This window comes from Sphingobacterium sp. B16(2022), from assembly GCF_012030425.1.
GTDB lineage: Bacteria > Bacteroidota > Bacteroidia > Sphingobacteriales > Sphingobacteriaceae > Sphingobacterium > Sphingobacterium anhuiense.
In genome coordinates this window covers 1-16,784 of the sequence record NZ_JAAUVN010000007.1, presented here as the reverse complement: position 1 = coordinate 16,784, position 16,784 = coordinate 1, and the positions used below count along the sequence as shown (strand labels likewise).

10 protein-coding genes are annotated in these 16,784 nt (G+C 36.4%); all 10 read right to left on the bottom strand.

Going from position 1 to position 16,784, the window contains the following annotated elements:
• Positions 1-6: 6 nt before the first annotated feature.
• The 10 genes from HCX49_RS23785 to HCX49_RS23740 all read right to left on the bottom strand — a co-directional run bounded on the left by HCX49_RS23785 (position 7) and on the right by HCX49_RS23740 (position 16,579).
• Positions 7-897, bottom strand: a complete 891-nt coding sequence (locus HCX49_RS23785) for a DUF4886 domain-containing protein (RefSeq protein ID WP_168128333.1) — start codon at positions 895-897, stop codon at positions 7-9.
• A gap of 103 nt (positions 898-1,000) precedes the next feature.
• Complete coding sequence (locus HCX49_RS23780) at positions 1,001-2,338, bottom strand: MFS transporter (RefSeq protein ID WP_168128332.1); 1,338 nt, start codon at positions 2,336-2,338, stop codon at positions 1,001-1,003.
• Positions 2,339-2,357: 19 nt separating this feature from the next.
• Positions 2,358-4,640, bottom strand: a complete 2,283-nt coding sequence (locus tag HCX49_RS23775; protein ID WP_132772096.1) for a family 65 glycosyl hydrolase domain-containing protein — start codon at positions 4,638-4,640, stop codon at positions 2,358-2,360.
• Between the two features lie 15 nt (positions 4,641-4,655).
• The gene (gene pgmB / locus HCX49_RS23770; RefSeq protein WP_021187800.1) at positions 4,656-5,303 is read right to left on the bottom strand and encodes a beta-phosphoglucomutase; all 648 of its coding nucleotides are present in this window, start codon (positions 5,301-5,303) and stop codon (positions 4,656-4,658) included.
• A gap of 3 nt (positions 5,304-5,306) precedes the next feature.
• The gene (locus tag HCX49_RS23765; RefSeq protein WP_168128331.1) at positions 5,307-7,154 is read right to left on the bottom strand and encodes a glycoside hydrolase family 13 protein; all 1,848 of its coding nucleotides are present in this window, start codon (positions 7,152-7,154) and stop codon (positions 5,307-5,309) included.
• A gap of 49 nt (positions 7,155-7,203) precedes the next feature.
• Entirely contained in the window at positions 7,204-8,178 is a 975-nt protein-coding gene (locus HCX49_RS23760; RefSeq protein ID WP_165905965.1) for a SusF/SusE family outer membrane protein, read from the bottom strand.
• A 26-nt stretch (positions 8,179-8,204) separates the two neighbouring features.
• A complete protein-coding gene (locus tag HCX49_RS23755) occupies positions 8,205-9,761 on the bottom strand; it encodes a RagB/SusD family nutrient uptake outer membrane protein (protein WP_132772093.1) in 1,557 nt (518 codons plus the stop codon).
• Positions 9,762-9,780: 19 nt separating this feature from the next.
• A complete protein-coding gene (locus HCX49_RS23750; protein WP_168128330.1) occupies positions 9,781-12,765 on the bottom strand; it encodes a SusC/RagA family TonB-linked outer membrane protein in 2,985 nt (994 codons plus the stop codon).
• A gap of 21 nt (positions 12,766-12,786) precedes the next feature.
• Positions 12,787-15,378 (bottom strand): alpha-amylase family glycosyl hydrolase, encoded by a 2,592-nt coding sequence (locus HCX49_RS23745; protein ID WP_168128329.1) that lies wholly within the window; start codon positions 15,376-15,378, stop codon positions 12,787-12,789.
• A 184-nt stretch (positions 15,379-15,562) separates the two neighbouring features.
• The gene (locus HCX49_RS23740; protein ID WP_168128328.1) at positions 15,563-16,579 is read right to left on the bottom strand and encodes a LacI family DNA-binding transcriptional regulator; all 1,017 of its coding nucleotides are present in this window, start codon (positions 16,577-16,579) and stop codon (positions 15,563-15,565) included.
• Positions 16,580-16,784 lie beyond the last annotated feature (205 nt).

Here is a 16,784-nt window from a genome sequence, read left to right as displayed (position 1 = left end):
AAGATATCAATAAGTCCAAAAAGTATAATCCGTGAGAAGCGTTATATTATATGGATGTATAATAGCATGATGAGCGGCTTGCTTTGCTATTTTACTTTCAACATAACTTATTGAAAGCGGTACAAACGCATTATTCCGAACATCTTCCTTAAATAGGGCTTCATACCAAACACAGGCTGCAATAAATCTACCATAATTTAAATTAAGATGATAGCCATCCCGTGTAAAATGGTCTCCGACATAAGTCGTTCTAGCATTTTGTATTGCAGTTCCACAAGGAATCAAAATTGAAAAATTCCCCCATTTATATACCTTTTCAGATGTCGATACAATAGCTTTATACATTTGCTCTTGATTGCGTTCATATAAACTAAATCCACTATGATCACTATCATGTTGATAAGCCCATGTTTGATGTAGAATATACTTAGTTTCCGGATACTTGACATGCTCCTTTACATAAGCATATAGCAAAGGTAAATCCTTTGCATAAGTGTCATATTTTCCCGATAGAGGGCTTGCCTGTTGAAAACTGATATAATCCCATGGTTCATCTAAAAGCGCAGCCGATATTTTCATATGCTCATGTACGCTCTTCGCTCCGGATTCATCTACTTTTCGATAGCTATAGGCACTACTATCTCCCAAAGCATTTTTAACATGTAGCTCCAAGGGTGCTCCTCCTATATATAAATTACCGATCACAATTTTTTTCCCCCGAGCATTTGCCAGTTCAAATAAATTGTTTTCAATAGCATCTTCTGAAAAACTATTACCAATAGCCAGTATACGAATCACCCCATCATCTAATGTCCGGTCATCAGTTTGGGCCTTTAATTTTGATAGAAAAATAAAAGAAAAAAGAAAAAGAATATAAGTAATTCGAGTGCTAAACATATGAATGCATTTATACAGATAAGCTCTAAATTAAAAAATATCTTTCAATTTGAGCAAAAAAAGCTTCTCAATAGAGAAGCTTTTTTTTTATCCATATTATATCTTAAATTTTATCTTTAATGCGCAATACAGATAATGAACCAAGTAGCATAAAGACACCTGCTAATAATATTCCGTAAACAGAATTACTATCAAAGAATATCTTGATCATATAACCTCCAAAAAAACCACAGACAATCTGAGGAAATGTGATGAAGAAATTAAAAATTCCCATATAAACCCCCATTTTTTTTGCAGGCAAACTATCACTCAAAATAGCATATGGCATTGCTAATATACTTCCCCAAGCCAGTCCTACCCCAATCATAGGAATAATTAAGAGATTGGGATCTTTAATAATAAAAATCGACATCAATCCTAGACCTCCCATAGTGAGTGAAAAAGCATGTGTCTGCTTGCGCCCAAATTTAGTTGCTATCTTAGCTAAAAACAAAGCATAGATTGCCGAAACGGCATTATAAATACCAAAAAGCACTCCTACCCAATTGGCTGCATCCATATAAAGCTTCGATTTATCCCCCCCCTTTAAATAAAAGATATGTTCTGCAATTGCGGGAGTAGTATACACCCACATCATAAAAAGTGCGAACCATGAAAAAAACTGTACGACACCCAATTGTTTCATCGTCTTTGGCATGGATCTAAAATCTGCAGCAATAGCAAATAAACCAGAATGATGCTCAACTTCAACTTGTTGAGATGCATCTTCAAAAGAAGCTAATTCTGCTGGATTATACTCCTTTGTCGATAAAACTGTCCATAAAATGGATAACAGCAATATACCTGCCCCACAATAAAAGGAATATATTACATTGAGAGGAATTACCCCTTCTGCAGCTGTTCCTTCCACTCCAAAATAATGAGTTAACACATACGGTAACCAAGATCCTATTACTGCCCCAAATCCGATAATAAAGGTTTGAACAGAAAATCCTAAACTCCGTTGTGAACTCGGTAAATTATCTGCAACCAATGCCCTAAATGGTTCCATCGTAACATTAATTGATGCATCCATAATGGTCAACATTCCCGCCCCTACTAATAACGGAGGTAAAATAGCCGTAAACAATGCAGCATTAGGCATTAATATCAGTGCGATTGCAGTTAAAATAGCACCGATCAAAAAATAAGGTTTGCGACGTCCAATTTTATTCCATGTCCGATCACTATAATAGCCTATTATGGGCTGAACAATCATTCCGGTGATCGGAGCTGCCAACCAAAAAAGTGATAAATGCTCAACATCAGCTCCAAATGTCTGGAGAATGCGCGAGGCATTACCATTTTGAAGAGCAAACCCTGTTTGGATACCCAAAAAGCCTATGCTCATATTGATAATCTGAACAGTTGACAGTTTTGGTTTATGCAGTTTTGAAATCATAATTTTATTGCTTAGCTGGTTATGCACTTGGCTTAACAGAGATTGCCTCTCCGTTAAAAATAATATTAATTTCTTGATTAGACTTATTGATCAGTTCAAAATCATGCTGTTTTATTTTTACAAATAATTTCACTCCCCTAAACTGAACATGAAAAGCATAACTTTCCCAAGTTTTAGGAATGAAAGTTTGAAAAATCAATGTATTGTTTTTCACCCGCATCCCTGCAAAACCTTCGACGATAGACATCCAGGTTCCGGCCATCGATGTGATGTGTAATCCATCTTCGGTGTCATTGTTATAATCATCCAGATCTAAACGGGCTGTTCTAAGGTAAAATTCATATGCTTTAGCCTCATTACCCAATTTTGAAGCTAAAATAGCGTGAACACAGGGTGACAGTGAACTTTCATGAACAGTTCGCGGTTCATAAAAATCATAATTCTTTCTTATCGTATCTAAATCATATTGATCTTCAAAGAAATATAAGCCTTGAAGTACATCTGCTTGTTTTATAAAACATGATCTCAAAATACGGTCCCAACTCCACTTTTGATTGATCGGTCGCTCTGTATCAGGCAAATCAGCAACTAAGACTTGCTCTTTATCTAAATAACCATCCTGTTGTAAAAATATCCCGCTTTCAGTATCGATCGGATAATATAAATGATCCATGACATGCTGCCATGCAACGGCTTCTTCTTGCTTAAAAGCAACTTTTTCAAATAAGACCTTTAGTTTGATATGATCACTATCTTTTAACGTTTGTATGGATTCCAGCGTATACTTTAAACACCAGCTAGCAATCGTATTGGTATACCAGTTATTATTGACATTGTTTTCATATTCATTAGGACCAGTAACTCCCAGTATAACATATTTATCCTTCTCCGCACTCCAGTTGACACGTTGTGCCCAGAAACGACTGATAGCGATCAATACTTCAAGCCCATAATTTTCGACATATGACCAATCACCGGTATAGCGCTGATAATTGTAGATGGCAAAAGCAATTGCGCCATTACGGTGGATCTCTTCAAAAGTAATCTCCCATTCGTTATGACACTCTTCTCCATTCATTGTAACCATAGGATATAAAGCCGCTCCATTTGAAAAACCAAGTTTTGCGGCATTCTCAATCGCCTTATCCAGATGCTGATAGCGATACAGCAATAAATTGCGGGCAATAGCCGAGGGTTGCGTAGCAAGGTAAAAAGGAACACAATAAGCCTCTGTATCCCAATAGGTCACACCACCATACTTTTCACCCGTAAATCCTTTTGGACCAATATTAAGTCTGGAATCTTCGCCAGTATAAGTTTGGTATAATTGGAATATATTAAAACGAATAGCTTGCTGTGCGGCAACATCTGCAGTGATCTCAATATCACTTTCATTCCAGAAATTTCCCCAGGCCAATGCCTGATTATGTTGTAATTCATCAAATGTTATGGCAGAAATTTTTTCGATATTTGCTTTTCCCGTCACAACTAATTCAGTTTCAGTATAATTTTGAGAAGTAACCATCGAAACACGTTTTTCTACAGAGAATATATCGCCTGGCTCTATAGAAATTGCTACACTTTCAGAAACATATGCACCTTCTTTTGAAAGTTTGGATTCCAGAGTTTTATTATTTAAAGTAAAGTTATTAAACAAATCAGCCCGGACTATGAAATCTGTTTTCTTCGTTTTCATCGTCACATTTAACTGTGAATCTGATGTACCACTTGAAATAAAATTCCAAAAATGTTCATCATAGTTACTGTCTCTATTCACGACATCTCCTTCCAAATAAGACTCCACCTGTAAAGAAGCTTTTTGATTCAGAACTTGGATAGTATATTTTAAAGATGCTGTTTCAGACTGAAAAAGATGAAATATCCGCATGCTCTTTACACGAATCTCCACACCATTTTGAAGTCTTGCGTCAAAAGATCGAACTAATAATCCATGCTTCATATCCAGTTTTCGTTGAAAACTATGTACATCACATTTTGCGAGATCCAAAACCTCACCATTCACTTCGATATGAAGACCAATCCAATTGATAGCGTTAATAACCTTCGCAAAATATTCAGGATAACCATTTTTCCACCAACCAACGCGGGTTTTATCAGGATAATAAACTCCAGCCAAATATGATCCTGGCAATGATTTACCGCTATAGTCTTCTTCAAAATTTGCTCGTTGTCCCATTCTTCCATTTCCAATAGAAAATATACTTTCTGAGACTTCATTATATGCGGGCTGAAACCCTTCTTCTATGATATTCCACTCATCGTGGACGATGTAATTTTTCATTGCAAAATCAACTAATTAATTTAAAACTTCTTCCAAACTGCTGATTGACAAATCGGTTCCATTCAAGTTTGAACCGATACCAATCACACTCATTCCTGCAGCCCTTGCAGCATCTACCCCGGCCTGCGCATCTTCAAACACCAGACATACTTCTGGAAGTAACTTAAGATCACGGGCAGCTTTTAAAAAAACCTCTGGATTAGGTTTAGAAAGACTCACACTATTACCATCAACAAGGACATCAAAAAAAGAAATCATACCCGTTTTCTCGAGGATAAGCGGTGCATTTTTACTCGCAGACCCTAATGCAACCTGATATCCATTTTTCTTTAACCAATGCAACAGTTCAAGAGATCCAGGTAGAATTTCATCTGCTTTCATTTGCTCAACTAAATCTAAATACCAGCGATTTTTCCGTTCTGCCATTTCTATTTTTTCACTTTCAGAAGCATCAACTCCAGCCCAGTTTAAAATTTTCTCTAGTGAAGCAATTCTACTTACACCTTTTAATTGTTCATTTTCAATCTCTGTAAAATCAAATCCCAATTCCTGAGCAAGTCTTTTCCAAGCTTGAAAATGAAATACCGCAGTATCCACCAAAACACCGTCGAGATCAAAAATTACTCCCTTAATTTCCTTCAAAAGGTCCAATGCACTTTTCATTTTTTATTTTTTTAATTCAAACACCACTGTTTGATGAGGTTTTAATGTAATTTCCAATGGTATTTCTTGATCGATATCTGTTAAAATATTTTTCATTCGCGTTGCTTCTTTCATACTCTCCCTAAATCTAGCTAAGGGTAATTTAACCTCCTTGTCATTACAGTTCATAAAAACAGATACTACTTGGTTTTCGTGAGATCTGAAATATGCATACACATTATGTTCCGGTACATAATGCTGTGTTGCTCCATATTGTAGCACCGTATTATTCTTACGATAATTCGCTAACTTTTTAATATGATCGAACAGTTCATTTTCTGCATCAGATCGGCCTGAAGCATTAAATTTATTAACAGTATCACCCGCAAATCCACCTTTAAAATCTTCACGTAGTAAGCCATCAGGTCTATTAAAATTCTTCATCAATACCTCTGCACCATAATACATCTGTGGTATACCACGAGATGTCAGCAACCAAGAGAATGCCGCTTTATACTTCTCTATGTCCTCTCCAACCACAGAGAAAAAACGGTCCTTGTCATGATTATCTAAAAATATTACATTCGCTAATGGATTAGGATATTGATAATCCGATCCTAAAGTTGCATACAATCTATTTGCACCATCCTTTTCATTATTCAATGCATCTGCGATAGCATAATTTAATTGAAAATCAGTGACACCATCAAGCTTCGTATCGATCGACTGGCCAACACGTTGTCCTCCTAAGAAATAAGCTTGATTCGGTACAGACTGTACCCATGTTTCACCAAAGAATGAAAACTGAGGATATTCTTTTTGAATTGCCGCTGTCCATTTAGCCATAAAATCCAAATCGTTGTATGGATAGGTATCTATACGAAAACCATCAATACCTGCATACTCAATCCACCAAATATGACTCTGTAGAATATACTTCTGAACATATTCATTTTCTTGATTCATGTCGGGCATCGTCTCTACAAACCATCCTTTTTCCATTCGCTCGCGATCTGCAACGGAAGCATAAGGATCGAAAATAGTCTGATCTTTATAAGTAGTTTGTGTAAAACTTGGCCATTCATGCAACCAGTCTTTAAAAGGCTTGTCAATTACGGTCCAATGATACAGTCCTACGTGATTCGGAACGACATCATGTACCAATTTCATATTTCGTTTGTGTAGTTCCTCCCCAAGTTTACGGTAGGTTTCATTGGTTCCCAATCGTGGATCAATATGATAGTTTTCTGTATTTGCATAACCATGATAGGAAGCCTGGGGCATATCATTGGTCAGTACTGGTGTTAACCACACAGAAGTAACTCCTAGATCAGCTAGATAATCTAGATGTTGAATAACACCATCTATATCACCACCATGACGAGCATACATGGAATCACGGTTTACCTGAATCTCCCGTAAACCTTTTATTTGATCATTCTTTGTGTTTCCATTGGCAAAGCGATCTGGCATGATTAAGTAGATCAAATCGTCGGAATGGACACCCTGAGCTTTCACAGAAGATGTTTCTCTATTTTTTAATTCATATTTATAGCTTCCTACTAGCTTATTATTTTCATAAAATTCAATTGGATAAAAGCCAGCAGTTGCGTCGGAGTCAACCGATAGATCTAGAAATAAATAATCGGAATTTTCAACCGGATTAGTTTTGACTAAGGTTAAGCCTTGCTTCTTGATTTTAACCGTACTCTTCCCAATGCCTTTTCCATAAATAATCAACTGCAAATCAGAAGATTTCATACCAACCCACCAATGCAAAGGTTCGACTCTTTGTATAGAAAATTTACCTTGAGAGAAGGCATAAGAAAGCTGAAGTAGCATAAAAACACCACTTAACAATAAACGTATCATCGTTCAAAAAAAGTTTGAAGAAATAGGGAGCCTCATGCTCCCTATTAAATTAGTTTTTAGAAATTTTTGCAGAATAACCTGAAGCTGTTCGTGACAGTTCAATATCGTATTTACCAGCAGTAGCAATTGCTATATTGGCACCATCTTGTTGTAGAGCGGATAAGTCGCCCCCGATATTCACAGCCCAATCATCGTCCATTCGGAATTTTAATTCACCCGCAACCAGGTTTACTGTTACTTTCCAGGTATATACTCCCTTGCTACCTACAAAAGTTAAATCTGTATCACTATCCCAACCTTTAGGAGTTGCACTACCGATAACCCCCCAGGTTGATTTTGACACTTCATAGGTTTGAGCTTCAGCATCCATCCGAATTCTATAAAAATCATTCGAAGAAACAGTAATATTTCCAGCATCACCGCTTTGTAATAATGTTCCGTCTGTTGCTCCTTTACCAAAAGCATCTGTCCAGTCAACATTAGTCGGTAAAAATTTAAATCCAGAACCATCTACGGTAACGTACTCATAAATCTCAAACTTAGTTTTACTTTCTTTATCGTACAAACTCATCGGAAGCGCTAAAGTTGGTTCCCAACCAGCGGCAACTGAGCCTCCAACAAGAAACATTTGTGGATTACTCTCTGTGAAAGTAATTGGTCTTGTTTTTTCAATAATCTGTCCTGAAGAATTATAACTGATTTTGAGTAAAGCCTCTCCTATCCATGATGCTTGATTAGGAATATCAAATTCTTTTGATAAAATAAATGTATTGGGATCAACAGTAATATTTTCTGTGATCAAAGCTTCGCCTGCACTTACGGGTACAATAGAGAATGTAAAATCCGTAACCTGATTAGCAATAAAACTAACTTTTAATTTTTTCCCGACTTGAATGGTCGAAACTGTACTTTCGTTAATCGACAATATTGGAACGTCCGTACCGTGCTCCACTTTCTTACAAGAGAACAAAAGGGAAGTAATACCAACAAATAAAACTAATAGTAATCGAAATATATTAGACATTTTCATAATTTCTATTCATTTAAAGATTAATAACCAGGATTTTGATCCAATTTATTATTATTAGCTCTTGCTCTTGCGGGAATAGGAAATAGACGTTTGTAAGTTTCTCCAGCATTTGCTGGTTTAAATAACTGAGCATCTTCCCATCTACCAAAACGAATCATATCTGTTCTTCTGGTCAATTCAAACGTAAATTCTAAGGCACGTTCTTTATAAATAGCGTCCAAAGTTAATGTGCTAGCCGTAAAATGTTTCTCCGGATTAACTGGGAATGCACGTTTACGGACCTGATTAGCTGCATCAACAGCTTGGGAAACACTTGCTGCTGTAGCTCCTCTTAAAACAGCTTCGGCTTTCATCAGCAACACGTCTGCTAGGCGGAATACAACCACATCATTGCCGGCATTATTACTAATCTGGTTCTTATCCGGATAGTATTTGATACAACGTGCACCTGCTAAACGTCCTCCATCATCCGCTCCTCCAATGTCAAAATCAGATCCCGGTATTAATTTATAATTATATGGATCTAAGATGACATTAAGTCCGTTATAATTCAGAGGTTGACCCGTAGAATTATACTGTTGACCATATAACCATTGTTTTTTACGATTATCCGCATTTTCAAACAAGTCAAAATAGGCCGGTTGTGCACTCCATCCATTCCACGGATTAATGCTCAATTCAAAGGTTTGACGATGTGCATAATGTAGTACACGGTTGAATAAAGTATTCCCTGTAGCACGGGAAGCATCATAAGGAATTGAAAATATTGGTTCAGGATTTGAAGCGCCATTATCAGGTTTAAATTGCGTCAAAAAATCATTTTCTAGCGCATATTTCCCCGAATTAATGACAGCATTGCTATGTTCAACCACCTTATTCCAATTTGCAGTGCCACTATAAACCTGTGCATTTAAGTACAGTTTTGCTAATAAGGTATGTGCAAACCATTTTGTTGGTCGACCATAAGTAGCTTCTGTTTTTTCTTCACTTAAATTTGCTAGATTATCTTCTAAATCTTTTACAATGAATTTATAGACTTCTGCCCGAGCTGTAGTTGCCGGTAACTCTGTTCCTGTATCAAAGCTGGTAACTAGCGGAATGTTTCCGTAAGCATCCATCATCATAAAATAATACCAAGCGCGCATGGCTTTTATTTCAGAAATTGTCTGTGCTTTTGTAGTTGATTCTGGAGCTTGTTCTAAAATACTAAGCACACGGTTACAAGTACCTATTGCATTGAAACCCCAATCCCAATTATTTTGAACAACTTCATGTGACGCTGACCAAGTATGGTAATGCATGTCCCGCCATTTTCCACCATCAAACCAATCTCCTCCTCTTGTTGGGATAATAACTTCATCAGATCCCGCTGTTTGCAGACTAAAATAATTATCAAAATAACCTCTTGCACTGGTATATACAGGCCCTGTTAAGGCGATAAATTGTTCTGGAGTCTTGGGAAATGTATCTTCTGTATATGCTGAATACATCTTATCGTCAAATTTGGTACAAGACTGTCCTGCAACCAGTAACCCGGCAAATAAGAATAAATGAATTTTACTGAATCTCTTTTTCATAACTAATTGTGAATAAGGGTTAAAAAGTTAATTTCACACCTAACAAGAAAGATCTTGTTTTCGGATAATAATTTCTATTATCAACACCAGGTGCTAAACCACCTAAACTTACCTCTGGGTCTACACCCGAATATTTGGTTATCGTAAATAAATTTTGTCCAGATACATATAACCGAGCATTTTTTAAATATTTAGATTCTTTGGTACTAAATGTATAACCCAATGTTGCATTATCTAGTCTTAAAAATGAACCATCTTCAATAAATCTGCTAGAAGCAATTAGTGGCGTTTCAAAGATGCCTTCTTCAACTGCATCTTTAGAAATATTCGTCACATTTGCTTGTTGAAGACGGCTTAAATCGGCACGGGTAGCATTAAAAATTTGATTGCCATACATACCACGTAAGAAGAAGTTTAAGTCCCAGTTTTTATATTGAAAACTATTATTCCATCCATAAGTAAATTTAGGAAGCGCCTGCCCCATGACCATATAATCATCTGGTGCCGAAATCTGATCCTGTGTGACAAGTTCACCTGTTGGTTTTTGATAAATCGTTTTCTTCGCAACTTCATCGTAGCCCATATAATTAGCAACATAGAATGTTCCTAATGCATGACCTGGTAAAACAATTGCTGCCGTTTGACCGGTCCAGCCGTCAAGACCAATACTTCCTTCATAACGCTGCGATACGCCAATATTTTCGATATTTGAAGCTAATGAACCAACCTTATTGATATTACGGGCGAAGTTGACAGTTGTATTATATGAAAAATCACTATTGCGATAAACGACGGCATTTAAAGTGATCTCAACACCTTTATTACTCATGCTTGCTCCATTAGCTAATAAACGATTGAACTGATAAGGTGGCGAAGGAACGTCGTACTCATACAATAAATCCTTAGTTTCTTTATTATAATATTCAATGGTACCTCCAAAACGCCCTCTCCATAATTCAAAATCCAATCCAGCATTAAACATTGATGTACTTTCCCATTTTAAATCAGGGTTTTCATTTTGGTTAACGCCATAGGCATTCATCCAATTACCATTATATAGAAATTGACCATTTTGAGGACCGAAAATAATGATCTGTCGATATGGATCTATATTTTGATTTCCTGAAACACCATACCCCATACGTAACTTTAATTCACTAAATAAATCTTGGTCTTGCATGAAACTTTCCCTACTTATTCTCCAAGCTCCGGAAATTGAAGGAAATGTTGCCCATCTATTATTTTTTCCAAATTTTGATGAACCGTCACGACGTACAGATGCACTTAACAAATATTTTTCATCATAATTATATCCCACACGACCATAAACCGAAATCAATAAAGATTCTAAAATATAAGGATAGGTACTATAAGGATTATAACCATCTGGCAAGGTTCCTAAATTAAGGTTATTGCCTCCTAGATCGTCAGACATAAAACCGACAGAAGAAGCAACAACACCATCATTATTTTTAGTTTTCTGATACGAATAACCAGCCATTGCATCAAAAGAATGAAGATTCTTAGTGACATTATAATTAACATAAGACTCAAAAATCTTATCTATATTTTTCAAGTTTGAACGTTCAGCAAATCCTCTTCCCAATGCTTTCGAATCAAAGTCTGTACGATGCATATAGTATTTTTTATCAAATTGATTTTGCTGATACGATATCACGTTAGTCCAGGTCAATCCCTTGAAGATCGTCAGATCCGCTTTTAAACTAGCTAGCAAAGTATTGTTATTTCGCTCTTCATCGCGTTGATTTAACATGGCTACAGGATTGAAATAGTTTGTTCTTCCAGGTACTTGGAAATAACCATTATATGGTGCATAAGCAACATCATCAGAACGAACCGGTGAAGTAGGCAGATAACGAGCTGCCCCATTAAAAATCCCGTAGTCTACATGATTGGATTTGTTCATACTATTCGTAACATTAAGCGCTAATTTCAAGCGATCATCAAAAGCATTTTGATCAATTCCAACCCGCGCTACGACCCTTTCTAAATCACTTCTTTTCACAATACCTTGGTTATTAAAGTAATTTACAGAAGCATTATAGCGAGTTCCTTCAGAACCACCTGTTAGCGAGAGATTGTGATTATGAGAAACCCCAGTCCGAGTTATTTCATCTTGCCAATCAGTATCAAAACCAGTCTCAGAGGCAGCTACAGTCAAACCATTGTCTGCAACAAATTGCTTGTGCTCAGCTGCACTTAACACATTGACACGATTTGCAACTCTTTCAATAGCAGCATAACCACTATAAGATAAGACAGGCTTACCTGCTTTACCGCGTTTTGTCGTCACGAAAATAACTCCATTTGCAGCACGTGACCCATAAATTGCAGTGGACGAAGCATCTTTCATAACATCCATCGATACGATATCATCTGGTGCTACCAATTCAATGTTTGCACCGACTACCCCATCAATCACATACAATGGTGAAGAACTAGCAGTCAATGACGATGGTCCGCGCAATTGGATAGTGGATCCTGCAGTAGGGTCACCACCTGATCTATTCACCGTCAAACCTGCAACTTTACCTGCCAATAACTGGTCAGGCGAACTCACTACTCCAGTATTAAATTCCTTTGGACCGACACTTGATATAGAACCTGTAATTTGCTTTTTCTTGGCCACACCGTAACCGATCACAACTACTTCTTCTAAATCATTGGTACTTGAATTCAAGTTGAAATTCAACACATTTGCACCGGAGACAATTTGGATCGGTAAATCCATAGAACTGTAACCGATCATATTGACCGTAACAGTCGTCTTTCCTAGTGGCACTTGATTAATTGTGTACTCCCCGTTTTGATTTGTTGCTGTTGAAATTGGACTTCCTTTGATTACAATAGTAGCTCCGATCACAATTTCTCCCTTATCATCCACCACTTTACCAGAAAGTGAAGAATTTTGTGAAAAAGCAGTAATCCAAAGCATCATCAAAAGACCAAAGGTCATTACAGCACGTAATGTAAATTTGCTCATAATGTAATTGATTTTATATGTTTAGTTTATTAATTTAGTTTTACTTAAAAGGTAATATCCACCAGGCTTAATTGTAATCTGACTATTTTGATCCCAATTTAGATTCGATCGAGTCATATTATCATACCAGCTCCCCGCTAAATCTGATGTAATGTGAAACGCTCTCGTTACAATGTCAAAATTTCCGATAACAAATACAGTTTGATTTCCATCAGACATGGTATAGTATTTCAATCCATCCTGCAGTGAGGACGATAATAAAGTTGCTTTTCTAAAAATTGAATTTAATTTTTTCAACCTGATCAATTTTGCATAGTGCTCAAATAAATGCTTACGAGAAATGTTGGACAAATAATCCCATTTCAATGGTTTTTCCCCTGTTCGACCATTTTCATCTATCGAGATATCGTAACCGAATTCACCAAATTGCCAGATCATTTTTGGACCAGGACTAGTTAACAAAAACGTTGCTGCTGCTTGAATCCTATCCAAAGCATTAGCAAGATTCTTAACAGAATAAGAACCGTCAGCATAACCATATTGAGCATTCTTAAATTGGATTCTTTCTTCATCATGAGACTCCATGTAGCTCACCATATTAGCTGTCTTAAAACCATGTGATTCCGCAAATAATCTACTTAAATCCGATTTAGATCCGCTATTATAGCCCATAGTCGCTTCATTAAAATTCCCATTTAAATTATTCCACAGTAACATTCCTTCAGCAGCTAATTCTTGTTCCTCTTGATCAGAACCGAAATGTTCTAAAATGACATAGCAACTTGGATCAAGAATTTTAAGATAATCATGATAATTTTTCCAGATCGCAACCCGGCTAGCATCATAAGCAGACCAAGACCCAACGTTAGTTTCTGCAGTACCCGTATTTTTCTGTGTAAATCCTTTTGATAAATCGAAACGGAAGCCGTCTATCTTAAATTCTGTAATCCAATACTTGAGAACATCCTTCACAAAAGTTTGTGTATAAGGGTTTTCATGATTAAAGTCATATCCGACATTAAAAGGATGTCTTGGCATCATATTAAACCAAACATTGTTAGAGCTCGTCGTTTGCCCTTCAAAATACAGTTGAGCGAGAGGTGATTGTCCGAATGCATGATTAAGTACCACATCTAAGATCACCGCAATTCCTGACTGGTGAAGATTATCGATGAGACTTTTTAAATCATTTGCACGACCATAATATTTATCCACGGCTAAATGATAAGAAGGATTGTAACCCCAAGTAGAATTGGCTTCACTTTCCTGAACAGGCATCAGTTCGACGGCATTAATACCTAGACGCTTTAAATATGGAATGGAATCGCGTATCGCATTAAAATTATGCTGTTTTGAAAAATCACGTGTAAGCAATTCATAAATCACTAAATCATAAGCATTTGGTTTGTTAAAGTTTTGAACTTTCCAAGGATAGTCCGTACCATTCAATTCCAATACACTCACCTGACCTGTAGTCTGCTGTATCGGATATGCTGGCAACTCAGCGACCGAACTTCCTAAATTGCTATCATAGATTGGGTCCAATACTAACTTGCTGTAAGGATCCCCTATTCTTAACTGACCATCAATTAGAAATTGATAGGTATACTTTTTTGAAAAATCCAAATCTGCTACTGTTAACCACCATGCACTTCCATCAGGCGTCTGTTTCAAGACATACTCTGATTCTGCCTGAAAATTATTAAAACTACCTAATAGAAAAATAGTTGATTTTCCAGGAGCAGTTAACGCGAAACTCACTGTTTTCTTTTCCTTGTCGATCGTTACACCGTTCTTATTGACGCCGATAGGAAGTGCTGCAATTTCAGGCTTATCATTAACGAATATCCGTAACTTCTTCTCGTAGCTATTTCCATTAACTTCTATGCGAGCAGTAATAAGATGTACACCTAAAGTTCCAAACTTACATTTAAATGTGTGCTGCGATGAATTGCTTACAGTTTCCTGTTCAACTTCATCAATACGTAGTGAAAGTTTGCCCGCTACCGTAGAAAAAACTTCGATAGCGAGCTCTTCATTCAATAAATAAGCTTCTTTTTCCGATGTTAAAATATAAGTAGGCTGTGTGCTAGGTTTTAAAAATGAAAGATGAACTTCCCCTTTTGTAGCAACATCTACATAAATATCAGACCCATCTCTATTCCTCTGAATTTTTGTTCCTGAACCATTGCGTACTACTAACGCAATTTTAATCACGTCAGTTCCAGCAATTCCTTTAAAAACTTCACTCGGTTTTAACGTGATGCTATACCGTCCATCAGATTGACGGCTTAGCTTAAAGGCATCATCATTTTTTGTCCAATCCGTAGCAACCTCTTTCCAATCATTTTCATCTTTACTTATAGCAGTAATTAGCCCAATATGTAAAAACAATGGTCCATCTGCCGATACCAGTGCCCGATTCCCCTTATTTACATCAAACATAAATGTAATGGACTCATCCCAGTAATTAAACAGCTTATTCGTTGTGACTAAACCAATATCACTAGGAGACACTTCACTTTCTATCGCTATAGTGGCAGGATTACTTTTTTTACAACTAAAAAAAATAACCGATATACTAAAAAATATACAGATAAAATAATGTCTCATAACTCCTTACAATTGGCAATATAATTTATGGGAACGTTCCCATAATGATGCATTAAAGCATCTTGTACGCTAAAAATATACTATGAATTCAAAGCTAAAATCCCTTTACAATTGGTAATCCTATACTGGGAACGTTCCCAATATTTATCTAAGATAAAAAGCTAAAGGCTTAAATCCAAACTTTTTAATGATTTTTTTTACTAGATTTCTGAAAAATTAGAGAAGATTCCAGATAAGTTACTTCTTGATTAGAGAAGCTAATCGGTTTAGCAATCAGTTGACACAGATATTCTGTAGCAGTTTTTCCCATTTCATAAGCGGGTTGTTTAACAACACTTAATCCAGGTTCTAGAAGATCTGCAATATCTAAACATGAAAAGCAGATCAACTTTAATTCAGAAGGAATATTAATTCCTTGATCTTTGGCAACACGCATTGCCGAAATAGCCAAACGTTCAACGGAAGCAAATAAACCATCAGGTTTTTGTATTTTATATAAATTCTTAATGTCTTCCATATTACCTTCTGATTCATTCACCGTATCAAGCACCAAATTAGTATCAAAAGGAATTTTATATTTTTTCAAAGCAGCCTGATAACCCGCCATACGTACCTTACCAATAGAGACGTTTTGATTAATTACCAAATAAGCAATTCGTCTACAATCATTCTCTATTAAATGCTCTGTAGCAGCAAAACTTGCCTCAAAATCGTTTCCAGTTACATAGCTCGTATTCACATCATCATAAGTTCTATCAAAGAAAACAACCGGTATATTATTATCTTTTAGTACCTGAAGATGGCTATGATCATGGCCTTCACCAGAAGCAGACATAATAACCCCATCTACTCGTCCGTTGATCAACGATCGTATAATAGAAGCTTCTTTATCCACGCGGTGGTCTGTTACATAAATTAAGGTATGGTAATTTTTTGAACGGGCAACCAATTCAATTCCTTTAATCGCCTGACTAAAAAATTTATTTCCAAATTCAGGTATTATAATAGCGATGGTACTACTTTTATTAGCTCTTAAATTGCTCGCATACATATTAGGTGAAAATCCTAATTCATCAGCCATTTTTAAAATACGTGCTTTTGTATTGGGATTGATATCATTACCATCGCGGAAAGCCCGTGATACTGTAGACTTGGATAGACCTAAACGTTCCGCTAATTCTATAATTGTTATATGTGACATTCGTGCTGAAATAAAAGCATTTCAAATATAGAACAAATTTAGGATTTAAATGAAGCTTAAAGTAAGAATAGCTCAGGTATAAAAAGGTATAAACACAAAAAAGCCTCTGCTGTATAGCAAAGGCTTCTGTATAAAAAAAGGCACCGACCTACTCTCCCACCTGTTACGGCAATACCATCGGCTCTGGCGGGCTTGACTTCTCTGT